The sequence below is a fragment of the Lysobacter fragariae genome (assembly GCF_054779775.1).
Window position 1 is genome coordinate 1 of sequence record NZ_BAAGXP010000007.1, and the last position, 26,030, is coordinate 26,030.

At 65.0% G+C, this 26,030-nt stretch carries 23 protein-coding genes; 10 read left to right on the plus strand and 13 right to left on the minus strand.

Annotated features, from left to right (window positions below):
- Together ACYVD7_RS08960 and ACYVD7_RS08965 are read right to left on the minus strand one after the other, a co-directional pair.
- Positions 1-342: hypothetical protein (locus tag ACYVD7_RS08960; RefSeq protein ID WP_460761905.1), on the minus strand; the 342-nt coding region annotated here is incomplete at its 3' end.
- Between the two features lie 17 nt (positions 343-359).
- Positions 360-5,582 carry an FG-GAP-like repeat-containing protein gene (locus tag ACYVD7_RS08965; protein ID WP_460761907.1) on the minus strand — a complete coding sequence of 1,741 codons (5,223 nt, stop codon included), beginning with the start codon at positions 5,580-5,582 and terminating at the stop codon, positions 360-362.
- A 358-nt stretch (positions 5,583-5,940) separates the two neighbouring features.
- Here ACYVD7_RS08965 and ACYVD7_RS08970 point away from each other — a divergent pair, with 358 nt between their 5' ends.
- Entirely contained in the window at positions 5,941-6,408 is a 468-nt protein-coding gene (locus ACYVD7_RS08970; protein WP_460761910.1) for a hypothetical protein, read from the plus strand.
- A gap of 353 nt (positions 6,409-6,761) precedes the next feature.
- Here ACYVD7_RS08970 and ACYVD7_RS08975 read toward each other — a convergent pair whose 3' ends face one another.
- Entirely contained in the window at positions 6,762-7,184 is a 423-nt protein-coding gene (locus ACYVD7_RS08975; RefSeq protein WP_460761912.1) for a hypothetical protein, read from the minus strand.
- Between the two features lie 333 nt (positions 7,185-7,517).
- Here ACYVD7_RS08975 and ACYVD7_RS08980 point away from each other — a divergent pair, with 333 nt between their 5' ends.
- Both ACYVD7_RS08980 and ACYVD7_RS08985 read left to right on the plus strand, forming a co-directional pair.
- On the plus strand, positions 7,518-7,997 hold the full coding sequence (locus ACYVD7_RS08980) for a VOC family protein (protein ID WP_460761915.1): 480 nt from the start codon (positions 7,518-7,520) through the stop codon (positions 7,995-7,997).
- A gap of 122 nt (positions 7,998-8,119) precedes the next feature.
- Positions 8,120-9,325, plus strand: coding sequence for a BaiN/RdsA family NAD(P)/FAD-dependent oxidoreductase (locus ACYVD7_RS08985; RefSeq protein ID WP_460761917.1), 1,206 nt, complete (start codon positions 8,120-8,122; stop codon positions 9,323-9,325).
- A 159-nt stretch (positions 9,326-9,484) separates the two neighbouring features.
- On the opposite strand, the gene ACYVD7_RS08990 is transcribed toward ACYVD7_RS08985, so the two are convergent.
- The 8 genes from ACYVD7_RS08990 to ACYVD7_RS09025 form a co-directional block, all read right to left on the minus strand.
- Positions 9,485-10,591, minus strand: a complete 1,107-nt coding sequence (locus tag ACYVD7_RS08990) for a GGDEF domain-containing protein (protein WP_460761920.1) — start codon at positions 10,589-10,591, stop codon at positions 9,485-9,487.
- Positions 10,592-10,805: 214 nt separating this feature from the next.
- Positions 10,806-12,125 (minus strand): DEAD/DEAH box helicase, encoded by a 1,320-nt coding sequence (locus tag ACYVD7_RS08995; RefSeq protein WP_460761922.1) that lies wholly within the window; start codon positions 12,123-12,125, stop codon positions 10,806-10,808.
- A 484-nt stretch (positions 12,126-12,609) separates the two neighbouring features.
- Positions 12,610-12,951: a zinc ribbon domain-containing protein YjdM gene (locus ACYVD7_RS09000; protein ID WP_460761925.1), complete on the minus strand. Its 342-nt coding sequence runs from the start codon at positions 12,949-12,951 to the stop codon at positions 12,610-12,612.
- Positions 12,952-13,117: 166 nt separating this feature from the next.
- On the minus strand, positions 13,118-15,352 hold the full coding sequence (locus ACYVD7_RS09005; RefSeq protein WP_460761928.1) for a thiamine pyrophosphate-dependent enzyme: 2,235 nt from the start codon (positions 15,350-15,352) through the stop codon (positions 13,118-13,120).
- A 111-nt stretch (positions 15,353-15,463) separates the two neighbouring features.
- Positions 15,464-16,120: a glutathione S-transferase family protein gene (locus ACYVD7_RS09010; protein WP_460761931.1), complete on the minus strand. Its 657-nt coding sequence runs from the start codon at positions 16,118-16,120 to the stop codon at positions 15,464-15,466.
- Entirely contained in the window at positions 16,117-16,671 is a 555-nt protein-coding gene (locus ACYVD7_RS09015; protein WP_460761934.1) for a GNAT family N-acetyltransferase, read from the minus strand. Before ACYVD7_RS09015 ends, ACYVD7_RS09010 begins: the two co-directional genes overlap by 4 nt.
- Before the next feature lie 148 nt (positions 16,672-16,819).
- Complete coding sequence (locus ACYVD7_RS09020; RefSeq protein ID WP_460761936.1) at positions 16,820-17,983, minus strand: acyl-CoA dehydrogenase family protein; 1,164 nt, start codon at positions 17,981-17,983, stop codon at positions 16,820-16,822.
- A gap of 218 nt (positions 17,984-18,201) precedes the next feature.
- A complete protein-coding gene (locus ACYVD7_RS09025; RefSeq protein WP_460761939.1) occupies positions 18,202-19,023 on the minus strand; it encodes a glycine zipper 2TM domain-containing protein in 822 nt (273 codons plus the stop codon).
- 167 nt (positions 19,024-19,190) lie between these two features.
- On the opposite strand from ACYVD7_RS09025, the gene ACYVD7_RS09030 reads away from it, so the two are divergent.
- Positions 19,191-19,424 (plus strand): DUF6116 family protein, encoded by a 234-nt coding sequence (locus tag ACYVD7_RS09030; RefSeq protein WP_460761942.1) that lies wholly within the window; start codon positions 19,191-19,193, stop codon positions 19,422-19,424.
- Between the two features lie 20 nt (positions 19,425-19,444).
- Positions 19,445-20,221, plus strand: a complete 777-nt coding sequence (locus ACYVD7_RS09035) for a TatD family hydrolase (RefSeq protein ID WP_460761945.1) — start codon at positions 19,445-19,447, stop codon at positions 20,219-20,221.
- Positions 20,222-20,333: 112 nt separating this feature from the next.
- On the opposite strand, the gene ACYVD7_RS09040 is transcribed toward ACYVD7_RS09035, so the two are convergent.
- A complete protein-coding gene (locus tag ACYVD7_RS09040) occupies positions 20,334-21,140 on the minus strand; it encodes a tRNA threonylcarbamoyladenosine dehydratase (protein ID WP_460761948.1) in 807 nt (268 codons plus the stop codon).
- 91 nt (positions 21,141-21,231) lie between these two features.
- On the opposite strand from ACYVD7_RS09040, the gene ACYVD7_RS09045 reads away from it, so the two are divergent.
- The 3 genes from ACYVD7_RS09045 to ACYVD7_RS09055 all read left to right on the plus strand — a co-directional run bounded on the left by ACYVD7_RS09045 (position 21,232) and on the right by ACYVD7_RS09055 (position 23,617).
- Positions 21,232-21,690, plus strand: coding sequence for a hypothetical protein (locus tag ACYVD7_RS09045; RefSeq protein ID WP_460761951.1), 459 nt, complete (start codon positions 21,232-21,234; stop codon positions 21,688-21,690).
- Positions 21,691-21,899: 209 nt separating this feature from the next.
- Positions 21,900-22,367, plus strand: a complete 468-nt coding sequence (locus ACYVD7_RS09050) for a glycine zipper 2TM domain-containing protein (RefSeq protein WP_460762660.1) — start codon at positions 21,900-21,902, stop codon at positions 22,365-22,367.
- Between the two features lie 179 nt (positions 22,368-22,546).
- Positions 22,547-23,617 (plus strand): M35 family metalloendopeptidase, encoded by a 1,071-nt coding sequence (locus ACYVD7_RS09055; protein WP_460761953.1) that lies wholly within the window; start codon positions 22,547-22,549, stop codon positions 23,615-23,617.
- Between the two features lie 258 nt (positions 23,618-23,875).
- Here ACYVD7_RS09055 and ACYVD7_RS09060 read toward each other — a convergent pair whose 3' ends face one another.
- Positions 23,876-24,085 (minus strand): cold-shock protein, encoded by a 210-nt coding sequence (locus ACYVD7_RS09060; protein WP_460761956.1) that lies wholly within the window; start codon positions 24,083-24,085, stop codon positions 23,876-23,878.
- A gap of 232 nt (positions 24,086-24,317) precedes the next feature.
- On the opposite strand from ACYVD7_RS09060, the gene ACYVD7_RS09065 reads away from it, so the two are divergent.
- A complete protein-coding gene (locus tag ACYVD7_RS09065) occupies positions 24,318-24,818 on the plus strand; it encodes a DUF456 domain-containing protein (protein WP_460761958.1) in 501 nt (166 codons plus the stop codon).
- On the plus strand, positions 24,815-25,987 hold the full coding sequence (locus ACYVD7_RS09070; RefSeq protein ID WP_460761960.1) for a phospholipase A: 1,173 nt from the start codon (positions 24,815-24,817) through the stop codon (positions 25,985-25,987). The genes ACYVD7_RS09065 and ACYVD7_RS09070 overlap by 4 nt, the downstream gene beginning before the upstream one ends.
- Positions 25,988-26,030: the final 43 nt, after the last annotated feature.

Consider the following 26,030-nt stretch of genomic DNA (forward strand, 5'->3'; position numbering starts at 1 on the left):
GCGCACGCCCGTTCCCGAGACCGCCTCATGCGCATGGTCGTCAAGCGAGTAACTGATGGTGCGGTCGAAGCTCGCTGAAGCCGTGTCTTTGACCGTCTGGTTGCCCCTTGGATCGTAGACGTAGGTATTCGTCGTGCCGATCCCGCTCACCTGATGTGGGCTGGCGAGCCCGGTTCCGCCGCTGCCGTGGATGCTGTTCGCACCACCAAGCCCACACCCCGACCGGCCGACGTACGTGAAGTCGATGGCCGCCTGGCCCAAGGTCGTGCGTCGGCAGATGTTGCCCAGCAGGTCGTACTCGACGGTCTGGGCAACCTGATTGACCGTGACGCCGTCCTGCATCGTCAATGTGGCGGTCGTCAACCGACTGAGATCGTCGTACGCGAAGGATTCGAGGTACCGGTTTTCCTTCGCGTGCNCCCGGTGTCGGGCTTGTAACTGCGGGTGACCTCCATTGCAGTGCTGTTGCCGCGCCGCTCCTTGATGACGTGGCCCCAGGCATCGGTCTCGATGTTCTGCAGGTAGGTGTTGCTGTCGTTCGGACAGGCGTTGGCCGTGTCGCCCACGGTGCTGGTGCATGTGGCGGTCGCCATGCCCCGGGCATTGAACAGCGTCTTGGCCCATCTGCCGGAAGCATCCAGTGCCTTCCAGGCACGGCCGAGCGTGTCGTACTGCACGGCGGCCGTGTAGTTGGCACCGTCAATCGTGGTGGTGCTGCCCAGCGGACGCCCCATCGAGTCGTAGCTGTAACTGCGGCTGTAGCTCAGGTTCAACTGCGGCTGCGTCACGGCAAGCGCGGCCCAGCCGTCGTAGACACCGGTGATGGCTTCCGAGGTGGCCTGTCCAACCCCATTGGTGGCGGTGTCGAAGGTGAAGGTCGATTGGGACTCGACACTCGCACTGGCCTTGCGGACGGTGCGACGCCAGACGCGGCCGCGGGCATCGATCTCGTTCTCGATGCGGTTGCCGGCCGCATCCTGTTGGGCGGTCAGTTCGCCTAGCGCGTTGTACTCGAAGGTGGTGACCCCGGTGTCGGGATCGTTCTGCTGGATCTTTCGGCCCAGCACGTCGTAATAGAAGACGTTCTGGACGATGCCGCGGCCGGCATCGCGCTGTACGTAGTAGGCACCGCCGTCCGCGTAGTAGCCGTAATTTGTGACCAGTCCGTCCGCGTCGGTCACGCTGGCCAGTTCGCCCTTGCCGTTGCGGACCTGACTGGTGCTCTTGCCACGGGCGTCCGTGATGACCGTGGTATTGCCGTTGTAGTCGGTCGATACGACCGCCAAACCGCCCGGCTCGTTCTGATTGGGCGTGGTGACGTCGGTGGGCCGCCCGAGAACGTCATAGGTGGTTGTCGTCCACAGCCGACTGGCGTTGGAGCAAACCGAGTCCAATCCAGTGGGGCCGTCAGCACCGGCCGTGCCCGCCAGAAAGAATGGATTGGAGACCCGGCGCGGCTTGCCGGAAATGTCGTAGTCCGTGCATACGGCGCTGACATCCTTGGCACTTACATTGACGTTGAAGGTGCCACCGGCCGCCATGACCGTGCGACCTAGCACGTCGTAGTACGTCCACGCGGGCGCTGCGCCTTCGGCCACGACCTTCTGCCGGAACCGTGCGCCCGCGGGGCAGTTCACTTCGCCCGAACCGGTACCGCACCAGCGGTACGTCGTCCACGCTTCACGTCCTTGCGTCGGTTCGCCCGGCGGCGCCGCCGCGACGGTCTGCACCCACGTGTAGTAGGGCCGCCCCAGTGTGCCCGGGACCGCGAGAGCACGAACACCATTGACGTCCGCAGCATCGATCACATCGCCGAAGATGTTGCGCGCCAGGATGTCCTGGGTTTTTACCTCGGCACCGCCCGAAGCGGTCCAGAAGGGCTCGTACGTCGCCAGTGGATAGCGGCCAATGGCGTCGTAGGCCGTTCGGCTGTAGCGCTCGATCGCGGTGGGCGTAGCAGGATGGAAGACGATGGCGGTATCACACGCGGTCGCCGGCGATGCGCAGGTCTCGGCCAGCGTGCGGTTCCCGAACTGGTCGAGCGTGTACTCCTTGAGGAATTCAAGGTTGGCGCCTCCACCGGGTTGCACACGCTCGGCGTTGAGCAGCCCGGTAATGGCTCCTGTCATGGTGTAGCCGAAGGTGGATGTACGCACCACGTCGGTACGGCCAGGGCGACGATGCGTCACGATCGTCTGGGTCAGGCGCCCCAGCCGCCACTGAGCGGCGTTGTCGCTGGCGTAGGTGTTCGCCGTGATGAGCGTGGACATCGGCGTCGCGACGGCCCCGGTGTACGTATCGGCCGTTGTCGCGGTCACGTTGCCATACGCGCCGTAGTCGAAGGTCGTCAGGATCTTGCTGGTCCATGACAGGGTGAACGGGTCGCGCGCGTTCTCCGTCGTGCCTGCGGTACGCACCTGTACCGGTGCCTGCACGCCCGCTGCAAAGGCGGTGATGGCTGTGCCGGCGAAATCGGTGTCGCCTTCCCAGACCTGCGTGTTGTCGACGAACCAACTTCCCGCAAGCGCCGGAAATCCATCGCCTGGATTGGCGTAGCAACTGTCGTCGATGGTGCCGCTCAGGCACACGGGCACGACATAACTCGACCCGGCATTCACTCGCTTGATCGTCCGCAGTGGCATGCCGACGAACGGGAAATTCTGATCGTAGGTGGTCGCCGTGGTGACGTAACCGCCGGCATGGTTGGGATCGATGGTCACGATCTCCTCAAAACCGAGGAAGCCGCGGCCACCGGCCTGCACTTTGGCGCCGGCATAGCGGTAGTACAGCGCAGCCAAAGCATTGGGGTCGCTCGCTTGTGGCGAGCTGCTGGAGGCACTGGCCACTGCGTACATGGGGGCAAGCAGATCGAGTACCGGGGCACCGCGTCCCCAGTTGGTGGCATTACGCGTGCCGGCATCGCGCCGGTACAGCGCCGCATTGGTCAGCGGCGCGTAGCCGATGTTCGTTTGCGCGCCAAAGCCGTTGGTGATCCGGGAAATGACGTCGCGAGGTGCAAAGCGTCCATTGGAGCGAGAGAGCAGCAGATCCGCGTTGTCGTCCATCTTGAGCGAGAGGAAGTCGGTGTTCCCGTCGCCATCGAAGTCCGAGAACATCGGAACTTTCAGATTCTCATCGCACGACACACCCTCGCACAGCAGAGCGTTGCCCCCGGGCAAAGCGGTTTCGGCCCCAAACCCGCCGTTGGGCAGCGCGTAGCGTGCGTAGTAGGCCTTATTGAACAACGAGCTGACCGGGTGCAGGACGTCGGCGCGGCCGTCGCCGTTCACGTCGGCGAAGCGGGTTTGCCCCAGGAATGTCTGCAGCGTCAGCTGGACGGGACTGGCAAAGCCAGCGCCGGTGTTGATCTGGTAGCTCCACTCGCTGTTCGACTGCGGTCGATAGAAAACGTCGGTCAGGCCATCGCCGTTGGCATCGGCCAGGCTGATGGTGTCGGGGTACCCGGGCAGGTAGGCGTACGATCCCAACTGCACGGTTGTCGCCGTCAGCGAGGTGACGGTAAAAGCGTGCGTCCTGAGGATGTTGTCGATCTCGCACATTCCCGTCGCCGCGGCTTTCGCGACGGACGCTTGGGAGATCTGCAACCGGTAGGGAGTGGCCGTGTCATCCGCGGACGCGGCCGTCGTACCGGGGTCAGCGAACTGCGGTGTGCAGTTGCCCACTTGTTCGACCTGCTCGTTTACCCCGATCAGCAGGTCGGACGCAGCGTCGCCGTTGAAGTCCGCCAACTGGTTGAAGCCGGTCTTTGGCGTTACCTCTTCCAGCATCCGGAAGCAGACATAACCATTGCCGCAGCGAGGGTCAAAGGGCCCAAGTGCGCTCAGGTCGACGTTGATCGAGCGCTCGGCTCCCCAGACGAACCCACCCGCCTGGCGCTCCATCAGCCGGGCCTTCAACGCACTGCCACTGGGATACACGATGTCGGTAAGACCATCGCCGTTGAGGTCGGCCAACTGGACTTGGTCCTTCTTGTCGGCCTGGGACGGAATGGCTGGTGACAGGTTCGCGATCAGGTTCTGCGACGTGTCGAAATTCATGCTTCCGGCGCGGCCCTGCGAGGGATACACCGCCCACGAACTGGCCCCACGGACAAACAGATCGTCGCGGCCATCGCCGTTGTAGTCGATCAGGTGCCAGCTGCCTTCACCGTAGCTGTGCAATTCCGAGGGCGTACAGATCGACGCGCTCTGGGTGAAGCTCGGCGTGCCGCCGGTACCGACGATGCCATACAGGACGAACAGGCCCTCCGTACTGCACACGTCGTCCTTCAGGTAGACGATGTCCTGGCGACCATCGCCATCGACGTCCCCGAGCTTGAATCCCGAAAATTTGGCCAGGCTGCCGGTGGGCAGATTCGGGGGATACTCCTTGCTCGCGAACTCGTATTTGCCCGCACTCCAGGCAAACGTGGTTGCCGACAAGCACACCGCACTGGCGCCGTTGTCGCGACACTCCTGAAAACTGGTGAGCGTGTCCAGTCCGCTGCCAGAAGGCGCGGCGGCGTACGTCAGCTTGTAATGCCGGGCTTGGTTGGCGACGTCGCACAGCGTCAGCGAATTGCACGCCGTGATGCTGTCCAGGCGATGGGCCTGGGTCAGGAGGCCGCCGCCCTGATACCCCTTCCCCTGCGTGCCGGCGCTGCGCAGGCTGTAGGTGAAGATGATGCGGGCGTACGGGTTGAGATTGCTGGTTTGTCCGCTGAGAGCGACCTTGCCGGTGTAGCGCACCTCACGCAGCAGGTGTTCGCCTGTCACGCCGTCGGCATTCTGGTAGTAGACGAAATCGATGTAGTTGCCGGTGGAGTCCTGGAAGCGTGTCTGCGCCCAGGACAGCGCGAATCCCGTCTTACCCGGCACTGTGCTGTTGAAGTAGCCGTTGTAGGTCAGGTTCTGAGTCGCATTGATGACCCGATCGCCGTACCAGGAAATGGAGCCGTCCTTGCGCTCTACGGTGAAGAACGCGACACCTGCCGTTCCGCCCGTCGGTGTGTAGGCGCACACGCGCTGGAAGGACTCGAGCTCGGTGCGCAGGTTGGTGGCCGTCATGTTCGCCACCGCCGTGCAGCCAGCGCTGCCGGCGGGCGCGGGAATCAGGCGCTGGCCGTCGAGGCAGTAGCGGTCCGTGGCGCTGTAGTTGACCGGCTGGGCGGTGCCGTCCGCGGCAACGCCCCCGACGATGAAGTCGCCCGCCTCGCGGGTCGCACGACAACGGCTGACCGAGGACAGGCCGCTGATCGACCAACCCTTGCCGATCGGTCCGTAGCCGCCCTGGCTGGTGTAGTTCAGCGCCAGCTTGGGCGAAACTCCGGCCGTACCGGGAACGCCGTAAAGGGGAATGCTGTAGGTCGCGGCGCCGGACTCGTCGACGCGGAACTCGGCAGCGGTGGCGGCCACGGAGTCGGAAGCGGTGTCAGGGGTGACCGCCGTTGCCGCGGCAGCCGCAACGCCGGCAAAAGCGCTGGCGACCAATAGGCCCGCAGGTGCCAATAACGTGAGGGAAACGAGAATGAAGAGGACGGCAGTGAGGAGACGCCCTGCGTGCGACTCGTGCGACATACCCATGGCCCCAAGACAAGGCGCCGGGGCCAGTTCGTCGCTGGTCCCGGCGTATCCCTGTCGGAAGTCAGGCTAAGCGAGGCCTATTAAGATCGCGTGAAAGCTGAGACCTGCTCTGAACTCACAAGCAACGAGAAGGTGGTGCAGGATGCCCCCGTCGGCAGCTGGGCGCTCGAACTCTTGTACAGCTTCGACCAGGCTCCATCCCATTGGGCACGGGTTTCCAACCCAGCCCGCTCCCTGCCACACTCCCCCCGCTCCGATCGCCCCGTAGCGATCACCCAACGCCACACGGAACGCGGCGGAGCAAGGACGCTGCCGGCAACATCGCCGGCACACACATGGAAAGCACAAGGAGATGGCTGTGTCGCAAGACCTCGTTTCAATGGTGGTAACCCCGGAACAGCAGGCCGCCGCACTGGCGGGCATCGCACAGATCCGGGCCGCGTTGCCGGGACTGATTTCGCTGGCGCCCGAAGATCGTCGCGGTATCCAGTACATGGGGCCGAAGACGGAAGTGTTTGCACGGCAGACGGTGCGGGTGCTCAAGCAGAACCTGCAGATCGTGCCGCCGAGTCTGGGCTTGAGCGCCGCCGAGGGTGACCTGGCTGCGCTGGACCAACTGCGTCCGGTGCTGGAACAACTGCAGCAGTTGTTCTCGCAGCTTGATGACACGGTGTCGGCGCTGGGCAGCGACGTGATGGACGTGGCGATGGAAGGCTACGGCCAGCTCAAGCTGTCAGGCGCGGCGCATGGGCTGGAGGACATGCGCAAGGAGCTGGGGTCGCGCTGGGCCAGGCAGCGTCGGCAGGTGGCGCCCGTGGCGGGTTGAGCCGCTCTGCGGAAGGTTTGACAGGCCGCCTTCGGGCGGCCTGTTGTTTGAAGGGCCACCTACTGGAAGAAAAGCAGGTCCCTCGCTGCGCTCGGGATGACGCAGGGCACGCCTTCCCACCACCTCGAAACGACTCCTCGAGTCGTCCGGAAGGTCTCGCCACCACGTCAAAACGACTCCCCGAGACGTTTGGAAGGTCTCCCCACCACGTCAAAACGACTCCCCGAGACGTTTGGAAGGTCTCCCCACCACGTCAAAACGACTCCCCGAGACGTCCGGAAGGTCTCCCCACCACCTCGAAACGACTCCCCGAGACGTCTGGAAGGTCTCCCCACTACGTCGAAACGTCGCCCCTAGACGTCTGGCAGGTCATCCGGCGAGCCGTAGCGCACCCAGCGCTCGGCTTCGTCGGGATCGACAAAGATGCGCACGTTGATCCCCAGCCCCTGGCCGAAGATCTGCGCATGTTCAACGGCCGGGAGGAACTCCGGGATGGGTTCGATCACCGCCACGCGGTCGAAATTTCCTGCTTCGCCCGCGAACAGCAGCGCCAGTTCGCCCAGCTCCGCCGGCGTGGCCGGCTGGTGCTTCTTGCGATCGGTCACCAGCACCTTGCGCAGGCCCAGGGCCTTGGCTTCGGCCGCGATCTGGCGCCAGTAGGCGATGCGGATCGTCTGCGCGTCGATGTCGCCACTGACGTCCACCTGCAGGAAGTCCCCGCGCGGCGTCAGGCGCAACTGATAACCCGTATTGGCTGATTGGGGATCGGGACTCATGGTCCTTCCAGCCGTGACTGCTCATCCATGCGTGGTTCGTACCTGCCTGTTGTCCATGCATGCCGCGTCCATCCGTGCGATCCAGGCATGCTCATCGCGTCGTCCTTCTTCGCAGCGAATTGCCATTTCGTGCGATCTGGCGCCCCAAGGATACTCCCGGCGCCTTGTCGCCACGATTTTCCAGCGTCCGCTTCGTTCCGGCCCTCACCGGCGACTCATTCCCGTCGCGACCATCCTCGCCCCGGAATGTCGATTTCGCCCCGGGTCGTTCGTCGTTGTCACTGAAGGGCCCAGAACGGGCCTGTTCGCCCCTGCTACGTGAGGAGAAAGACCATGCAGACCCGCTTCCAGCGCATCACCCCGTTCCTCTGGTTCGACAAGCACGCGGAAGAAGCCGCCCACTACTACGCCGGCATCTTCGGGAATTCACGCGTCGGCGACATCAGCCGCTACGACAAGGCCGCAGCGCAGGCCTCGGGACAGGCGGAGGGTTCGGCGATGACGGTCGCGTTCCAGCTCGACGGCATGGATTTCGTCGCCATCAACGGCGGTCCGCACTTCAAGTTCAACGAGGCGATTTCGCTGGTGGTCAACTGCCAGACGCAGGCGGAGGTCGACCACTACTGGGGCCAGCTGTCCCAGGGCGGCGATCCGACAGCGCAGCAGTGCGGCTGGCTGAAGGACAAGTTCGGCGTGTCCTGGCAGGTCGTTCCGAGGGAGCTGCCGCAGCTGATCCGCAATCCCAAGGCGATGCAGGCGATGCTGCAGATGAAGAAGATCGACCTGGACGTGCTGCGACAGGCAGCGGCCTGAGCGGCGGGCAATCGCGGTCCGCTGGGAAAAACAGGCATCGCACCGACGAGCCGGCGCGATGCCTCCGGGCGCGGCAGGCGAGCGCCTAGAATGGGCTCCTTTGTTTTCCGGACCCCAGCTGCATGCCGAGCGCCACCGCGACCGACGTCCTCATCATTGGCGGTGGCGCCGCTGGACTGATGTGTGCGATCACCGCGGGGCAGCTGGGCAAGTCGGTGGTGGTGATCGAACACGCCAACCGCGTCGGCAAGAAAATCCTGATGTCCGGCGGTGGGCGCTGCAATTTCACCAACACCGGTGCGACGCCCGCCAACTACCTGTCGGCCAACCCGCATTTCTGCAAGTCGGCGTTGGCCCGCTATACCCCGGCGCACTTCATCGAGATGGTCGAACGCCACGGCATCGCCTACCACGAGAAGGAACTGGGCCAGCTGTTCTGCGACGAGTCGTCCAAGCTCATCGTCAAGATGCTGCTGGACGAATGCGCGGCGGCCGGCGTGCGCATCGAAACCTCATGCAGCATCGAGCGCGTCATCCACGGCGACAGCGGGCCGGCTTCGCCAGGGAAATTCCACCTGCACACGACGCGCGGTGTGTTCACCGCGCCGTCGCTGGTGGTGGCGAGCGGCGGATTGTCGATCCCGAGCATGGGCGCGAGCGCCTTCGGCTATGAAGTAGCGCGCCAGTTCGGCCACGACGTGCTGCCCACACGCGCCGGCCTGGTACCACTCACGCTCAGTGGCAAGCACCAGGAACGCCTGCAGGACCTCAGCGGCGTCGCATTCCCGGTGGAAGCGCGCTGCGGCCGGCAATCTTTCAGCAACTACCTGCTGATCACCCATCGCGGCATCAGCGGCCCCGCGATCCTGCAGATTTCCTCGTTCTGGCAACCCGGCGACGACCTGCAGCTGAACCTGCTGCCGGGCATGGACGCACTGGCGACGCTGCGCCAGTGGCAAGCGCAGCGGCCCGCCGCGGAACTGAAAACCGTGCTGGGCGAATTGCTGCCGAAACGCTTCGCACAGCGCCTATGCGAACACTGGCTGCCCAATCGCCCGATCCGCCAGTTCAACGAGCCGCAACTGCGCGACATCGCCGCGATGCTGGAAGCATGGCCGTTGGTGGCAAGCGGCACCGAAGGCTATCGCACGGCGGAAGTGACGCTGGGCGGCGTGGATACCGATGGCGTCTCCTCCAGCACGATGCAGTCACGGCGCGTGCCGGGCCTGTATTTCATCGGCGAGGTGATCGACGTGACCGGGTGGTTGGGCGGGTACAACTTCCAGTGGGCCTGGGCGTCCGGCCACGCGGCGGGGTTGGCCGCCTGAGGGACTGCGCCATGCGGTGAGCGCGGTGGCACCCGGGCCTGTCAACAAGCTTTGTCATCCCGAGCGTAGCGAGGGATCTGTTTTTCGCGGTTAAACAGCAGGTCCCTCGCTGCGCTCGGGACGACATTTGATTTGTTCAGGCGTTCCTAACAGGCGTTCCTAGGCCGTCACACTGCGTCCGCGCCCCAATGCCTTGGCCTGGTAAAGCGCACGATCCGCACGGCGCAGGGTGGCGGCAAGATCCTGGTCGCCAGGCTCGACGCGCGCGATGCCGACCGACACGGACAGGTGCTCGCCGACGTTCGCCAGCCGCAGGCTGCGGCAATCGGCCACGATGTCCTGCGCCATGAGTTCGGCCTCGACCAGTTGCGTGGTCGGCAGCAGCAGTGCGAATTCCTCGCCGCCAATGCGGCCAAAGAGATCCTGTTCCCGCTTGATGCCCTCCACTACCCGTGCAAACCCGACCAGTGCCTGGTCGCCCGCATCGTGCCCATAGCGGTCGTTCAGGTGCTTGAAGTGGTCAAGGTCGATGACCAGCACGCAATCGCTCACGCTGTTGGCGGACCAGCGCCACGACGCGCCGGCCTGCTGCAGGAAACTGCGGCGGTTGAGGATGCCGGTGAGTTCGTCGCGATAGGCCAGTTCGCGCAATGCATCGGACAGCTCGCGCTCGTGCTGCAAGGTGGCGAAGTGGTTGCGCCGCGAGTCCTTCAGCTGTCGCGACACCGCGATGCCCACCACGAGCGCCACGCCATAGCTGACACAGATCTGGATCAGCACGGCCATCGGTTGCGGATCGCGGAGCACGAAGGTCGTGAAAAGGTCGCCCGCCACCAGCGACGCGCTGGCGAGCAACTGCAACTCGAACCGGTTGCGGAAGAATACGAAGAACAGGACCACGAGCAGCGGCGACGTGCTGACAAACCCGAAGTGGTCCGCGGGCCGATGCGCGATCGTATAGAACGTGCTTGCGACGACCAGCATGCACCAGCCGAACATCAACGCGTCGTAGTGCACGGGCCGGCGCAGGCGAGGGATCATCGCCATCACCAGCAACGATGCCGCAACGAAGGCGAATCGCATCAGCAGCACCCACTCGACCTGCCCCGTGGCCTGCACCATCAGGTCGATGGCGGCGAAGGATGCCTTCAGCGCTGCATACAAGCCCACGGCGAAGAACGCCTGTCGCTTGTCCTGCTCGAGGAAGAAGCTTCGATAGGCCTGCTCGACGCCGGCATCGGCGAAGCGCAGGAGGGGCGAGTCCATTCGCGCATAACGCGTGTCTGCCCCAGCCATCGCTCCCCCTGGTGCGGTTCTGTGCCGGGCCAGTATGTACCAGTGATCCGCATGCGCGTCACCGGCTGTCCGTAACACGGGCGACAGACGGTTTGCTGCCTATTTGGATGGCTTGCTGATGGCTTGCGCGCAAGGGCGCAAGCGGTCCCGCAGCGTCAGCGACTGACGCTGCGGGTTTGCGCGATCAGGCGCGCTGGTCGCGACGTGCGGCGGGCTTGCCGGCCGCCTGGCCGTTGCCGCCACCGCGATGCTGCTTCGGTCCGGCGTGGCCCTGGCGCGGCACGCCCGGCTTGCCATGCGGACGATGCCCACGCTGCGGGGGACGCGTGCCACGCGGCACGACCGGCGCATTGTCGATGCGCAGCGGACGGCTGAGCTCGAAACCGGCGACGTCCACCAGCTTCACCTCGGTCTTCAGCATGCGCTGGATCTGGCGCAGCAATCCGGCTTCGTCGTGCGACACCAGCGACAGGGCTTCACCCTGCGCGCCGTTGCGACCGGTGCGACCGATGCGGTGCACGTAGTCCTCGGCCACCATCGGCAGGTCGTAGTTGATGACCAGCGGCAGGTTGGGGATGTCGAGGCCGCGGGCAGCGACGTCGGTCGCCACCAGCACGCGCGCCTTGCCCGACTTGAACTGCGCGAGCGCCTTCAATCGCTGGCCCTGGCTCTTGTTGCCGTGGATCGCCACGGCCTGCAGGCCGGAAGCTTCCAGTTGCTCCGCCAGGCGGTTGCAACCGTGCTTGGTCTTGCCGAACACCAGCACCTGGTCGGTGTGGCGCTGGGCGAGGATCTGCGTCAGCAACTCGCGCTTGCGGGACGCTTCGACCGGGTGCGCGCGGTGCGCGATGGTCTCGGCGATGGTGTTGTTCCCCGCGATCTGCACCTGCTTGGGATTGCGCATGAATTCCAGCGCCAGCGCCTTGATCTGCTCCTCGAACGTGGCCGAGAACAGCATCGTCTGGCGCTGCGGCGGCAGCTTGCCGAGGACGCGCTTGATCGCCGGCAGGAAGCCCATATCGAGCATGCGGTCGGCTTCGTCCAGCACGAGCATCTCGACGTTGTCCAGGCGCGCGGTACCGCGCTCCAGGTGGTCGATCAGTCGGCCAGGGCACGCGACGAGCACGTCGATGCCGCGGCGGAACGCATCGACCTGCGGCTGCATGCCGGCGCCACCGTAGATGGCGGTGATGCTCAGGCGAAGATGCTTGGAATAGCCACGCAGGCTGTCGCACACCTGCACCGCCAGCTCGCGCGTGGGCACGAGGATCAGGGCGCGCGGCTTGCGCGGACCGTTGGGCGGCGTGGCCTTGGACAGGCGATTGAGCAGCGGCAGGCCGAATGCGGCGGTCTTGCCGGTGCCGGTCTGCGCGCCACCCAGCAGGTCATGGCCGGCCATCGCCAGCGGGATGGCTTCGGCCTGGATCGGCGTGGGCGTGGTGTAGTTGTTTTCGGACAGGGCGCGCAGCAGCGCGGGCGCCAGCCCGAGCGATTCGAAGGACATGTTTGAAGCTCCGTGAGGATTCGCGACCGGACATGCCGACCGCGGACTCGAAGCTTTCCTGATACCGCGCTGCGAGTGTTCTGATTGGACGGTGCCGGAAGCTCCGGACCGTGTCTGCGCGACGAAAGGCGTACGGGATATGGGCCGCATGACCCGGTCGATGACCGGAAGCGGCGGGCTTACCTAGGAAAACGGTTCAGCCGTGCGCGGAACGGGGCGAACTGTACGCGAAACGGTGCGCCGTGGCGAATCAGGCTGGCTGGCCCATTCAGTTTCACGCCCTGATCCAACCGCTGGGTCGACCTGGTGATGCCCGCCAGCGTGGACTTGGTGCAGGACCGTCAATCGCGGGCGGCTGGCTGCGGCCGAACCTGCATGACAGCCGCCAGCTGGACCACGTAGTCGACCGCCACGGCCTGCATCGTCGGCGCGATGTAGCGACCAGATACTCGATGACGCAAGCGCACGAGCGTCGACGAAACGATCACGCCTTGCGCAAGAAGCAGGTCTTGAGCACCAGACCCTTGATCTTCTCGGAGTTGCCTTCGATGTGCTCGGCGTCGTCCTCGACCAGGCGGATGTTGCGAATCACCGTGCCCTGCTTGAGCGGAATGGACGAACCCTTGACCTTCAGGTCCTTGATGACGACGACGGTATCGCCATTGGCCAACGCGTTGCCGTTGCTGTCGCGGACGACCGTGCCACCCTCGCCCGCCGACTCTTCCGACATGGGCCACTCGAAACCGCAATCGGCGCATACGTACTGGGCGCCGTCGACATAGGTGTTGCGCAAGGTGCACTGCGGGCAAGCGGGGGCGGCGGACATCGGACTGCTCGGCGGGATAGCGGACGTACATTTTGCAGGATCTGCCGCGCCGCCGCCCCGACATCCCGAATGAAGTGAGGGACCTGCTGTCACCGCATTGCGGCACCAGCAGATCCCTCATTTTTCACGGCATGTCCGACGGCAGACACCCCGACCCAACGCCGAATCAAGCCAGCCGGTCAGCCGCCGCCACGATGTCGTCGTCGCCCGGAATCACCAGGAACGCAGCGCCCGCGAGCGGCGTGTAGGTATCGACACCCACCACGCGCTGGAACGGTCGACCGCCGTAGCCGCCTTCTGCAATCGCGGTAATCACGCCCTCGCCCACACCGGCGCTGTGACGGCCCTCGTCGACGATGATGATGCGCTTGGCCGACTTGGCCTGCTCGACGATGTACACCTCGTTGAGCGGCACAAGCCAGCGCAGATCGACGACGCGCGCCTTCCAGCCGTGCTTTTCCTCGATGCGGCGAGCGGCACGCAGGCTCATCGGCACGCCGTTGCCGTAGGTGAAGATCACCAGTTCATCGTTACCCTCGCCGTAGACGCGGCCTTCGCCCAGCGTCATCGCTTCATTCGGCTTAGGATACGTGGTGAGCCACTGGCCGTCGCCGGCTTCGTACAGATCCTTGGTCATGTACAGCGCGATCGGCTCGAGGAACACGCTGACGCGTCCGTCGACCTTCGACAGCGCGGTGAGCGTGCGCAGCATCGTTGCGGCATCGTCGCCACGCGAGGGACAACCGACGACGAGGCCCGGGATGTCGCGCAAAGCGGTGATCGAGTTGTCGTTGTGGAAATGGCCACCGAAGCCGCGCTGGTAACCCAGGCCGGCGATACGCACGACCATCGGGTTGGCGTACTGGTTGTTCGAGAAGAACTGCAGCGATGCCGCTTCGCCACGGATCTGGTCGCAGGCGTTGTGGAAATACGCCAGGTACTGGATTTCCGGGATCGGCAGCATGCCGACGTTGGCGAAGCCCTGCGCCATGCCCAGGATCATCGTCTCGTCGAGCAGCGTGTTGAACACGCGACGCGCACCAAACGCCTTCTGCAGGCCCTTGGTGACGGTGTAGACGCCGCCCTTCTGCGCGACGTCCTCGCCGAACAGCAGCGTGTCGGGATACTTGGCGAACGTGTCGTGCAGCGCGTTGTTGATCTGGATCGCCATGTGCCGCGGCGGCTGGTTTTCCGGCAACTTGGCTTCGCTGCCGAACACCTCCAGGCGACGGTCCGCATAGTCGAAGCGCTCGGCTTCCTTCTTCACCGCGGCGGGCGTGTACGGCGCCAGCGGCGCGATCACGTGTTCCAGCGTCTCGATCTTCGGACGACGGTCGGCTTCCTCGGCCGCGGCGAAGCACTTCTTGCGCGTGGCTTCGTACAAGGCGAGCACTTCGTCCTTCGACATCAGGCCCGACTCCAGCGCGATCTGCGCGGATCGCAGCAGCGGATCGCCCGCCTCCACCGTGCACAGCTCCTCGACCGAGCGCCATTCGATTTCGAAGTCGGTACCGGCATGACCCATGATGCGATTGGTCTTGAGGTGCAGGAACGTCGGGCGACGCGTGCGACGGCAATGCTCCACCGCCTTCTGCACGTCGCCGTAACCCGACGCCAGGTCCAGGCCGTCGGCGAAGAAGTAATCCAGGCCGTCCATATGCTGGAAGCGGTTGGCGATCCACCCCGACGGCGTCTTCACCGAGATGCCGATGCCGTTGTCCTCGCAGACGAACAGCACCGGTGCGGGCAGCTTCTGGTAGGCCGTCCACGCCGCGGCGTTGAACGCGGTCTGCGCGGTAGCGTGGTTGGCCGACGCATCGCCGAAGGAGCAGATGGTGATGCTGTCGTCGGGAATCGGCAGCGCATGACCGAGGCGCTTGCCGGCTTCAATGGCGACGGCGGTGCCCAGCGCCTTCGGAAGATGGGACGCGATCGTCGAGGTCTGCGGCAGCACCCACAACGGCTTGCTGCCCCACACCTTGTGGCGGCCGCCGGACGCGGGATCGTCCTTGCTCGCCGCGAAGGACAGTGCCGAATCCATCACCGGATCCATGCCCGGCAGCTTGCGGAAGCGTTCGGCCATGAAACCGCCGGAACGGTAGTGCAGGAACGCCGGATCGGTATGGCGCGTCAGTCGCGCAACCATCGAATTGCCTTCGTGGCCGGACGAACCGATCGTGTAGAAGACTTTGTTCTGCACACGCAGTACGCGCGCCATCAGATCGAGGTGACGGCTGATCAGCTGCGACTCGAACAGGTCGCGGAAGCCCTGCGCATCGAGCGCACTGCCGTCGAGGATGGCCTCGTGCGCCGCGGGCTTCACGTCGCTGCTGCCGTTCCAGCCCTTCACGAACTCGCTGAAATTGACGTCGCAGATTTCGGCCCGGTTGAGGCCTTTCATGCGGGCGGGAATGGGATTAGGGATGGTCGCGAACATGGTCTTGCCCTTGTGGGACGGGCCTTGGCCCGCCGTTTCTGATTCTGTAACGGTGGTGGCGGGGCGAGACCCGCCCTACGTGGATTGATCGATCAAGGCCTGCGCTGCCGCATCCGGTGCCGGTAGCGGGACGAAACCGGGGGTGCGTTCGACACGCGCCAGCCAGTCGCGGATGGCGGGATAGCTTTCCAGGCTCACGCCACCGTGGTCGGCAACGCAGGTATAGGCGAACAGCGCGATGTCGGCGATGCCGTAATCGGCACCGGTGAACCACGCATTAGAAGCCAGGTGACGCTCCATCACGGCCAACGCCTGGTGGCCACGCTCGCGCAGTCGCGGCAAGTCGGCACGGCGTGGGGAATCGGCCGGTGTCCAGCCGCAGATGAAACGCGCGACGGCGATGTAGGGTTCGTGGCTGTACTGCTCGAAGAACATCCAGCTCAGCGCCTGCGCCTTCAACCACGGATCGGCCGGCAGGAAACTCCCGTTGGAAGGCGACGCGCTTTCGGCCAGCCAGCACAGGATCGCGTTGGATTCGGCCAGCACGCGACCATCATCGAGTTCGATGATCGGAACGCGGCCGTTGGGATTCTTCGCCAGGAAATCCGGCGTGCGCGTCTGGCCCTGGCTGCTGTCCACTTCCACCCAGCGGTAGTCGCAACCGAGCTGTTCCAGCAGCAGGCGCACCTTGTGGCAGTTGCCCGACGGCGAGAAACCGTGGACGGTGATCATGCGTCCACTGCCTTGCGTCGCGCGAACCATTCCTCACGCGTCTGGCCCCAGATGTCGATGGGGTGCGCGTCCAGCGGCGCGGGCAGTTTGCCCGGTCCGCGATTGCGCGACCCCAACCGTTGTGCGACTGCCTGCGAAGCGGTGTTGGCAGGTGCGATGGAATGGATGATGTCGGTCCAGCCGAGCACGTCGAAGGCCCAGTCCATGGCGGCCGCGCAGGCTTCGGTGGCGTAACCCTTGCCACGCGCGTCGGGATGGAAGGAGTAACCCACTTCGGTGCCAGGCCAGCCATCGGGCTGCCACGGTCCGGCCTGCCCCATCCACAGTCCGCTCGCCTTCTCGACGACGGAGAACATCGCGAATCCCTGCAGCATCCAAGCGCCCGGCATCTGTAGGAAGCGGCGCCAGGACTCGTGGCGCAGCAACGGTCCGCCGATATGGTGCGAGCTCTCGTGCGCCAGCATTTCGGCATAACGCTCGAAATCCTCGATGCGCGGCAAGCGCAGGATCAGGCGTTCGGTTTCGAGCTGGATATCGAAGGAAGTAGCCAAGCTGGAGTCCTCGCCTTGCTTCAGCCGTCATCCCCGCGAAGGCGGGGATCCAGCGACTGTTACCCTTGGTCCACGCGCCTCCGGCAGAGGTGCTGGCTTCGTTGTTGTGAAGCGCCTCCCGCCTTCGCGGGGATGACGGGCATGGATGTCAGAACGCGCTGATACCCGTCAGCTCACGACCGATCACCAGTTGGTGCACGGTCTCGGTACCTTCGTAGGTGATGACCGATTCCAGGTTCAGCGCATGGCGGATCGCGGAATGTTCGGTGGTGATGCCAGCGCCGCCGAGCAGGTCGCGGCACTCGCGCGCGATGTCGATGGCCATGCGACAGTTGTTCCACTTCGCCAGCGACACCTGTGCGGGCTGCATGTTGCCGGCGTCCTTCAATCGACCCAGCTGGACGACCAGCAACTGCGCCAGCGTGATGCGGCGGGCCATCTCGGCCATCTTGATCTGCGCGCTCTGCGTCGCCGCCACCGGGCGGTCGAACAGGATGCGTTCCTTGGTATAGGCCAGGACTTCCTCGAGGCAGGCGATCGCCGCGCCGATCGGGCCCCAGGTGATGCCGTAGCGGGCCTGGGTGAGGCAGCCCAGCGGACCCTTGAGGCCCTTCACGTTCGGCAGGCGGTTGGCTTCCGGCACGCGCACGTTGTCGAAGAACAACGCGCTGGTGACCGAAGCGCGCAGGCTCATCTTGTGCTTGATTTCCTGAGCTGCGAAACCGGGCATCCCCTTCTCGACCACGAAGCCCTGGATGCCTTCATCGGTCTGTGCCCAGACGATGGCGATGTCGGCGACGTTGCCGTTGGTGATCCACATCTTGGAACCGTTGAGGACCCAATCACCGCCGTCCTTGCGGGCGTTGGTTTTCATGTTCGCCGGATCGGAGCCGCCGTGCGGTTCGGTCAGGCCGAAGCAGCCGATGGTCTCGCCGCGCGCCATCGACGGCAGCCAGCGCATGCGCTGCTCTTCGGTGCCGTAGGCGTAGATCGGGTACATGCACAGCGAAGACTGCACGCTGACGAAGCTGCGGATGCCGCTGTCGCCGCGTTCCAGTTCCTGGCAGATCAGGCCGTAGCTGACGGCGTTGAGGCCGGCGCAGCCGTACTTTTCCGGCAGCGAGGAGCCCAGCAGGCCGAGTTCGGCGATTTCCGGGATCAGTTCGCGCGGAAAGCGGCCTTCGTCGAAGGCATCGCCGATGATCGGCAGGACGCGCTCGTTGGTGAAGCGGGCGACGGCGTCCTGGACGGCACGCTCCTCCTCGCTAAGCAGGGAACGGACGTCGTACAGATCGAAGGGATGCAGGGCCATCAGGGGGGCTCGGACGCGGACGAAGGCGACATTGTATCGACGCGGCTGCGGGGCGGGAGCCGTGAATTGGCCGAATCGCCGGAACTGATTGCACAAAATGACGACGGAATCTGACGGAATGCCAAATCCGCGTTGCCCGCACTACGTCCGGTGCCGTCGCCCAAAAGAAACGGGGCCGGATGATCCGGCCCCGTTGGGGTATTACCTTCGCAGCGGCCTCAGCCCTGCGGGGCGCCCGTACCGGCCGAGGCCGTCTGGGTCACGACCTGGCCGTTGATCACCGGCAGCTTGTCGCCCGGCTTCTCATCCATGCGGATGGTCTGCTGCTGGCCGTTGTAGCTGTAGGTGACGTCGTAGCCGGTCACGTGGTCCTCGTTGCCCATGCGGATCTTGCTGCCCGGCTTGCTGCCGGTGCGCATGGTGCCGGTGGTACCGTCCGGATTGCGGTAGGTGACGTTCCAGGCCACGGTCTTGCTGGTGGTGCTGGTGTCGGAAACGGTGTGGCACTTGCGCTCGGTGCGGTTCACGACCTTGCCGCCGACGTGGTTGCGGTCGACGCGGTTGCCGATGAAGCCACCGGCCACGGCGCCCGCCGCAGTCGCTGCCTTGCGGCCATCACCCTTGCCGACCTGGTTGCCGAGCAGGCCACCGATCACGGCGCCCGCGACGGTACCGCCGACATTGCCATCACGTTCCGGCGCGCGTTCCTGCACGACCACGTCCTCGCAGACTTCGCGCGGCGTGTTGGTGGTGCTGGTTTCCTTCACCGGTTCGGAACCGATGACGGTCGCGTACAGCGCCTGCTTCTCGGTCAGTTCCTTGACGTTGACGACGTCGGCGTATTCGAGCTTGCTGCCCTGGATGGCGGTATCCGCCGGGGCATCGCCCGTGGTGACCGGAGCCTGCGCAGCCTGGTCAGCCGTGGTGAACTGCGCCTGCGCATCGTTGTCGTGGCTGGAGCGGAAGCTGTTGTAGGCAGCCACCGCGACACCGCCGACAAGCAGCGATGCCAGCGCGACGGCGAGCATGTTCTTGTTCATTGAAAGCCTCCTGCAGCGGGGACTGCCCGCGGGTTGGTTGGGACGGGGGCATTGCAGCACTGCGAACCTGAACGAGCGCGGAGCCGATTGCCACCAATCCATGGGCAAATGAACCAATTGTTCACAGCGTGATAGCGTGCACACATCGCTTTCCGGAGGTTGTCGCGATGGCCAATCCCCTCCTTGCACCGGTGCTGGGCTTCCTTGGGCGCCTCAGCTACCCGCGGCTGTTCATGCTGACTGCGGCGTTGTTCGTGATCGACCTGATCGTCCCGGACTTCATTCCACTCGTCGACGAAATACTGCTCGGCCTGGGCAGCCTGCTGCTTGCCAACTTCAAGACCCGCAAGGCACCGCCGTCGCCGCCCAAGGACGTGATCGAAGGCGAGTCGCGTCGCTGAAGCCTGCGTCCTGCTGAAGCATGGAGCTGGTCGACAGCCACTGCCACCTCGACGCACCCGAGTTCGACACCGATCGCCCGGATGTCATCGCGCGCGCGCGCGCCGTGGGCGTGGCCCGACAGGTCGTTCCCGCTGTAGATGCCGCGGGCTGGCCGAAACTGCGCGACGTCTGCGCTGGCGCCGATGGCCTGTTCCCCGCGTACGGACTGCATCCGATGTACCTGGCCGCCCATCGCGATGAGCATCTGTCACAGCTGCGCGACTGGATCGCAGCCGAACGCCCCGTGGCCATCGGCGAATGCGGACTGGACTATTTCGTCGAAGGTCTCGATCCCGAGACGCAGCGACATTACTTCGACGGGCAATTGCGGCTGGCGCGTGAATTCGACCTGCCAGTGATCGTGCATGCCCGGCGCGCCGTGGATGCGGTGATTGCCTCGATCCGTCGCGTCGGCGGATTGCGCGGCGTCGTGCACAGCTATTCCGGCAGCACCGAACAGGCACGACAGCTGTGGAACCTGGGCTTCCTCACCAGCCTGGGTGGACCGGTGACCTACGAACGCGCAAACCGGCTACACAAACTGGCGGCCACGATGCCTCTGGAATTCCTGATGCTGGAATCCGACGCCCCTGACCAGCCCGACGCGGACATCCGCGGCCAGCGCAACGAGCCCGCCCGGGTCGCCGAAGTACTGCGGGTGATTGCACGGCTGCGTGGCGAAGACGAAGCCACTGTCGCGGCCGCAACAACGGCGAATGCCGAGCGGTTGTTCGGATTGCCGTCCCTGCGGGCGTAGGCAAAGAAACCTGTCATCCCGAGCGCGGCGAGGGATCTGCTTTAGCAGTCAGACAAAAAACAGATCCCTCGCTGCGCTCGGGATGACAGGGTTTGTCACAGTCCAGCGCGGCTCATTTTTTCGGCTTGAGCAGTATCTCCAGCGCCTTGCCCACGCCCGCGAACGCAAACGTCCCGGTGATATGCGTCGCCGCGCCCAACCCGGCGCCGCAATCCAGCTTCAGCGCCGCATCGCCGCTCACCTGCGGCCGCACGCCGCACACGCTGCCGTCTGCCTGCGGGTACTGCACGTTCTCCAGCGAATAAATCGCCGACACGCCGAAGTAGCGGTCGCGATTCTTGGGGAAGTTGAATTCGCTGCGCAGCTTCTTGCGGATCAGCGCGAGCATGGCGTCGTGCTCGGTACGCGACAGGTCGCGCACGCGAACCAGCGTCGGATCGGTGCGACCACCGGCGGACCCGCACACGATCAGCGGTAATTTGCGACGTCGGCACCAGGCGATCAGTTCGACCTTGCTGCGGAAGCTGTCGCAGGCATCCAGCACGAGGTCGAAGCCACGATCCAGCAGGGTTTCGACATTGCCCGCGGTGAGGAAGCTGGAAACCGCTTCGACTTCGACCCCCGGATTGATGGCGCGGCAACGCTCGGCCATTGCCTCGACCTTGCTGCGGCCGTACTGGCCCTGCAGCGCCGGCAACTGGCGGTTGGTGTTGGAGACGCACAGGTCGTCCGCATCGATCAGGCATAGGTGGCCGATGCCGCTTCGCGCGAGGGCCTCCACCACCCACGACCCCACGCCCCCCATCCCCACCACGGCGATCCGGCTCTGGGCGAAGCGGGCCAGTGCGCCCTTTCCGTAGAGACGGTCGATGCCGCCAAAGCGCTCCTGCCAGCGCGGGTCGATCTGCTGCGTAGTCATCGACACATTGTAATGGCCGACCCGATGGCCAATCCCGGCGCCGCCTTGTTATGGTGCGGGCCTCTTTGAACAAGCGTGAAGGAGTGAGTCCATGAGCGACCCCAATCCGGGCGTTGCGGCCGGTCCCCGCAAGGGCAATGGTTCCAGGTACCTGTTCCTGTTCCTGCTGGGCCTGGTGATCGGCGCGGTGGCCGTGGTGATGCTCCTGCGTACCTGGGAGGGGAGGAAGACGTGGCGCGACAATTGGCCTGACGCCGCCATGCACGTCATGGATGCTCACTTGAGCTCAGTCGAAGAAAACATCAAGTTGAATCGTTGTGGAGCCACTGACACGCTGCCGCATATCAAGTCGCTTAGGGCCATGGCTGACGACCTCGAATACGCGTTCCCCGACTTGGCAGAGGAAAGCCGGTTCAAGGAACACGCTAGTTCGCTCAGAGGCAAGCTGGACGCATCCTTGGCCGCTCCTCCACTCAACTGTCCCGGGGCCGAGACGCTAGCGAAGTCCGTCGGCGAGGCATGCAAGGCCTGCCACCAGGACTTCCGCTGACCGGCATCCGCGGACCACGTTCGCTTCAACATGTCCGCGTAAGCAGGTCCGCTCAAATCGAACACTCGCTCGACACATCCCCCGCTGCGCGCTGAACGCGCCAGCGGGAGTGGCCTTCAATTGATGGCCGGTTCACGACGCCGCACCTAGGTTGGGATCGCGTGGCACGCGCCACGATGTCGTCCTACTGCAAGGAGCGTCGCATGAACATCCGTAATCCCCTTCTCATCGGCACCGTCGCGGCCACTGTCGCGCTGGCCGGCTGTGCCACTTCGCCGGGCTACGGCAGTGGCTACGGCAACAACTCCGGCTATGGCGATTCCGGTTACGGCTCCGCGCGCTGCTACGACTGCGGCACCGTGACCCGTATAGAACAAGTCGGCACGCCCACCCGCGGCGTGACCGGCGCGGTACTCGGCGGCATCGTGGGTGCAGCCGCGGGCCGCGAACTGGCCGACGACGAAAGCAAGGGTCGCCGCAATACCGCCACGGTCGCTGGCGCCGCCGCCGGTGCGCTGGCCGGCAACGCCATCGAACGCAGCACCCGCGGCACGCGCTTCAACGTCTACGTCCGCATGGACGACGGTCGCGCAGTCACCGTCACCCAGACCGATCTGGGCGGCATCCGCGAGGGCTCCTACGTCCGCGTGGGCAACGGCCGCGCCTGGGTCCGCTGACGCCCGTTTTCCCCTCGAAAGGCCGCCCCCGGGCGGCCTTTCGCTTTGGCGGAGCCAAACCGTGGAGAATCGGGAAACCCGCCACAATTGTGCAACGCAAAATGCGTTAGGCGACCCGACAGGTTAGGTTGCCGCGCCCGCCCCCGCCGGGCCCATCCCATTCCGAGGGCTCCATCCGCATGAAGCATTCGCTCGCCCCGGCCGTCATCGGCCTCGCCTCGCTCGCCATTTCCTCCGCCGCCCTGGCCGCGCCCGCCGCCAAGGTCAACCCGCTTCGCGTCAACATGTATGCGCTCGATGGCGCGGTCGAGGTGATCTACACCAACACCAGTCACCACACCCTGCGCGTGCCGAAGTGGGAGCTGCCGAGCAGCAGCCCGGAAGGGCAGCAGTTCTTCATCAGCCGTGACGGCAAGCCGGTCGCCTACCAGGGCCGCATGACCAAGCGTGGCCTGCCCAAGGCCGAAGACTTCGCGATCCTGCGCGCCGGCCAGAGCTACCGCACGATCGTCGACCTGGCGGCCAGCTACGACATGTCGAAGGCCGGCCAGTACACGGTGACCTTCTCCTCGCCGATGCAGTACGCCTCGCTGTCGACGGGTGAGATGCTCAAGCGCGACAACGACACGCCCATGCTGGCCACCAGCGTCACGCTGAGCACCTTCATGAAGGGCACCGGCTTCGGCCCGAACGCCCTGAAGGCCAAGCCGGGTGGCGGCACCACCACCGTGGTCAACGGCGTGACCTTCGCCGGCTGCTCGTCGACCCAGATCAGCCAGGCCGGCCAGGCCGTGGTTGACGCGCGCGGCTACACCGAAAACGCCAAGGGTTACCTGGCCGCCAACAACACTGGCGAGCGCTACACCTGGTGGTTCGGCGCGTTCAATACCAGCCGCTACTCGACCATGAACCAGCACTTCGTGGCGATCGACGGCGCAATGGACCAGAGCGCTGGCCAGATCAAGATCAACTGCGCCTGCTCGGGCAGCGAGTACGCCCACGTCTATCCGAACTCCGCGTATGAGATCTTCGTCTGCCGCGCCTTCTGGCCGGCACCGGCGAAGGGCACCGACTCGAAGGCCGGCACCCTGATCCACGAGATGAGCCACTTCAATGTCGTGGCCGGCACCAACGACTGGGTCTATGGCCAGACCGGCGCGCACAACCTGTCGATCTCCAACCCGACCAACGCGGTGGACAACGCCGACAACCACGAGTACTTCGCCGAGAACACTCCGAACCGGAACTGATCTCCGCAACGCTCGCAATGCAGACGGCCCGCGCAAGCGGGCCGTTCTGTTTTGGACAGGCCCTGGCGGTTGGATCGCGCAGCGCCGTGGAATTCTGCAGCAATCAGACAAGATCGGGGGCCTTTAAAGACTCGAGTTATTGCCGTCCCCGCAAGCCGCGTAGCGCTCACAACGGCGAAGCCGGGCAAAAAGAAACCCGGCCGGAGCCGGGTTTCAAAATTCCTGAGTGCTGCCGAAGCGGCGATCAGGCAAGAGGCATTACATCGGCTCGACGGCGTCGGCCTGCAGGCCCTTCTGGCCCTGGACGACGGTGAAGGTGACCTTCTGGCCTTCCTTCAGGCTCTTGAAGCCCTGGCTCTGGATCGCGCGGAAGTGCACGAACACGTCTTCGCCGTTTTCACGGCTGATGAAGCCGAAGCCCTTGGCGTCGTTGAACCACTTGACGGTACCGGTCTCGCGTGCGGACATTTTTACTTGCTCCCTGGAACGTTTGCTGGTTGAGACACGACGGAAGTCGTGTGCGCTGGTTCGCAAGGAGGAAGCGAGGTGCAACGATGTAGCGGATCGATGGATCAACCGCATCGGGCCACGGTTCACGGTGACCCTGGCAAACACAGCGCCCGAACGGTAACACCGGGATTGGCCAAAATGCAACGACGCCCAAGGCCGCTTCCCGGCCGGTGTCACGAACGGAGAAAACATGGATCTGCAGGCTATTTATTACGTGTTGGCGGTGGTGATGATGGTGCTGGGAATCGTGGGGACGGTCCTGCCTGCCCTGCCCGGCCTGCCACTGGTGTTCGCCGGGATGCTGCTGGCCGCCTGGGCCGGGGACTTCCAGCAGGTCGGCGGTTGGGTGATCGCCGTGCTCGCGGTGTTGACGCTGGTTTCCCTGGGCATCGACTTCATGGCGACGATGCTGGGCGCCAAGCGCGTGGGCGCCAGCAAGGTCGCGCTGGTCGGCGCGATGCTGGGCACTTTCGCCGGGCTGCTGTTCGGCGTCGTCGGCATCTTCGTCGGTCCCTTCATCGGCGCACTGGTGGGCGAACTGATCTGGCTGAAGGGCGTCGGCGGACAGGAACTGGGCAAGGCGACCAAGGTCGGCCTGGGCACCTGGATGGGGATAGTCGTTGGCACGATCCTCAAGCTCGGCGTGGCGTTCGTGATGGTCGGATTGTTCGTGCTGGCGTGGCTGGTATGAGCGCCTTCGCATCAATGGTGCCGTTGGCGGTGCTGGCACAGCTGGCCGGCAGTGCTGGCACTCCCGGTTCTGCCAGCGCGCAGGACGGCGCGGCAAAGCCGGAAGCCTGCGTCGCCATCGCCGTCGACGCCCAGCGACTGGCCTGCTACGACGCGGCGATGAAGCGCACGGCCGCGGACACCACGGCCGCGGACGAAGCAGCGAGCGAGGCCGAAGCCACCCGGGAAGTGATCCAGCAATACGAGCGCGTCGATCGCGAGGCACTCCCGCCCAAGGATCGCGTCCGCCGCGTCGTCAGCGACCTGTTCGCGACGGAGCACGCTTCGGTCTTCGACCAGCGCATCGCCAATGCCGGCAAGGGATCGATGCTGGACAGCCGGTGGGAGCTGGCGCAGGACTCCAAGCTGGGCACGTTCAATTTCCGCGCCTACAAGCCCGTGTACCTGCTGCCCGTCGTGTGGACCAGCGATACCAACGAGCTGCCAACCACATCCAATCCGAACGTGTTGGCGCAGCGGCAGTCACTGCAGGACGTCGAGGCCAAGTTCCAGATCAGCTTCAAGACCAAGGTCGCGGAGAACCTGTTCGGCGACAACGGCGACCTGTGGGCGGGTTACACCCAGAGCTCGCGCTGGCAGGTCTACAACGCCGACGAGTCCCGCCCCTTCCGGGAGACCAACTACGAACCGGAAGTGATGCTGGTCTTCCGCAACAACTATTCATTGGCGGGTTGGCACGGGCGGATGCTGGGCCTGGGCATCAACCACCAGTCCAACGGCCGCGCCGACCCGATCACGCGCAGCTGGAACCGCGTGGTCATGAACATCGGACTGGATCGCGACGACTGGGCGGTGATGATCCGCCCGTGGTGGCGCATCCCCGACGGCCGCAACGAGGACGAGAACCCGGGCATCGAGGACTACGTCGGCCGCGGCGATGTCACCGTTGTGCATCGCTGGAACGACCACGAATTCGCGCTGATGGCGCGGCACTCGTTGCGCACCGGCGACAATTCGCGCGGCGCGGTGGAGTTCGACTGGGGCTTTCCGATCAGCCGCACCCTGCGCGGGCACGTGCAGATGTTCGACGGGTATGGCGAAAGCCTGATCGACTACGACCACCGCGCCATGTACCTGGGGCTGGGGGTGTCGCTGCTGGAGTGGTATTGAGTTGCCAGCCGCTCCGGGAGCAGTGGCGCGGCATCGCGAATCC

What these genes read in the sequence shown, in the direction of transcription:
- ACYVD7_RS08975 (WP_460761912.1), bottom strand. Translation starts at nt 7,184, where the DNA reads ATGAGTCCCGATCCCCAATCAGCCAATACGGGTTATCAGTTGCGCCTG.
- ACYVD7_RS08980 (WP_460761915.1), top strand. Translation starts at nt 7,518, where the DNA reads ATGCAGACCCGCTTCCAGCGCATCACCCCGTTCCTCTGGTTCGACAAG.
- ACYVD7_RS08985 (WP_460761917.1), top strand. Translation starts at nt 8,120, where the DNA reads ATGCCGAGCGCCACCGCGACCGACGTCCTCATCATTGGCGGTGGCGCC.
- ACYVD7_RS08990 (WP_460761920.1), bottom strand. Translation starts at nt 10,591, where the DNA reads ATGGACTCGCCCCTCCTGCGCTTCGCCGATGCCGGCGTCGAGCAGGCC.
- ACYVD7_RS08995 (WP_460761922.1), bottom strand. Translation starts at nt 12,125, where the DNA reads ATGTCCTTCGAATCGCTCGGGCTGGCGCCCGCGCTGCTGCGCGCCCTG.
- ACYVD7_RS09000 (WP_460761925.1), bottom strand. Translation starts at nt 12,951, where the DNA reads ATGTCCGCCGCCCCCGCTTGCCCGCAGTGCACCTTGCGCAACACCTAT.
- ACYVD7_RS09005 (WP_460761928.1), bottom strand. Translation starts at nt 15,352, where the DNA reads ATGAAAGGCCTCAACCGGGCCGAAATCTGCGACGTCAATTTCAGCGAG.
- ACYVD7_RS09010 (WP_460761931.1), bottom strand. Translation starts at nt 16,120, where the DNA reads ATGATCACCGTCCACGGTTTCTCGCCGTCGGGCAACTGCCACAAGGTG.
- ACYVD7_RS09020 (WP_460761936.1), bottom strand. Translation starts at nt 17,983, where the DNA reads ATGGCCCTGCATCCCTTCGATCTGTACGACGTCCGTTCCCTGCTTAGC.
- ACYVD7_RS09025 (WP_460761939.1), bottom strand. Translation starts at nt 19,023, where the DNA reads ATGAACAAGAACATGCTCGCCGTCGCGCTGGCATCGCTGCTTGTCGGC.
- ACYVD7_RS09030 (WP_460761942.1), top strand. Translation starts at nt 19,191, where the DNA reads ATGGCCAATCCCCTCCTTGCACCGGTGCTGGGCTTCCTTGGGCGCCTC.
- ACYVD7_RS09035 (WP_460761945.1), top strand. Translation starts at nt 19,445, where the DNA reads ATGGAGCTGGTCGACAGCCACTGCCACCTCGACGCACCCGAGTTCGAC.
- ACYVD7_RS09040 (WP_460761948.1), bottom strand. Translation starts at nt 21,140, where the DNA reads ATGACTACGCAGCAGATCGACCCGCGCTGGCAGGAGCGCTTTGGCGGC.
- ACYVD7_RS09045 (WP_460761951.1), top strand. Translation starts at nt 21,232, where the DNA reads ATGAGCGACCCCAATCCGGGCGTTGCGGCCGGTCCCCGCAAGGGCAAT.
- ACYVD7_RS09055 (WP_460761953.1), top strand. Translation starts at nt 22,547, where the DNA reads ATGAAGCATTCGCTCGCCCCGGCCGTCATCGGCCTCGCCTCGCTCGCC.
- ACYVD7_RS09060 (WP_460761956.1), bottom strand. Translation starts at nt 24,085, where the DNA reads ATGTCCGCACGCGAGACCGGTACCGTCAAGTGGTTCAACGACGCCAAG.
- ACYVD7_RS09065 (WP_460761958.1), top strand. Translation starts at nt 24,318, where the DNA reads ATGGATCTGCAGGCTATTTATTACGTGTTGGCGGTGGTGATGATGGTG.
- ACYVD7_RS09070 (WP_460761960.1), top strand. Translation starts at nt 24,815, where the DNA reads ATGAGCGCCTTCGCATCAATGGTGCCGTTGGCGGTGCTGGCACAGCTG.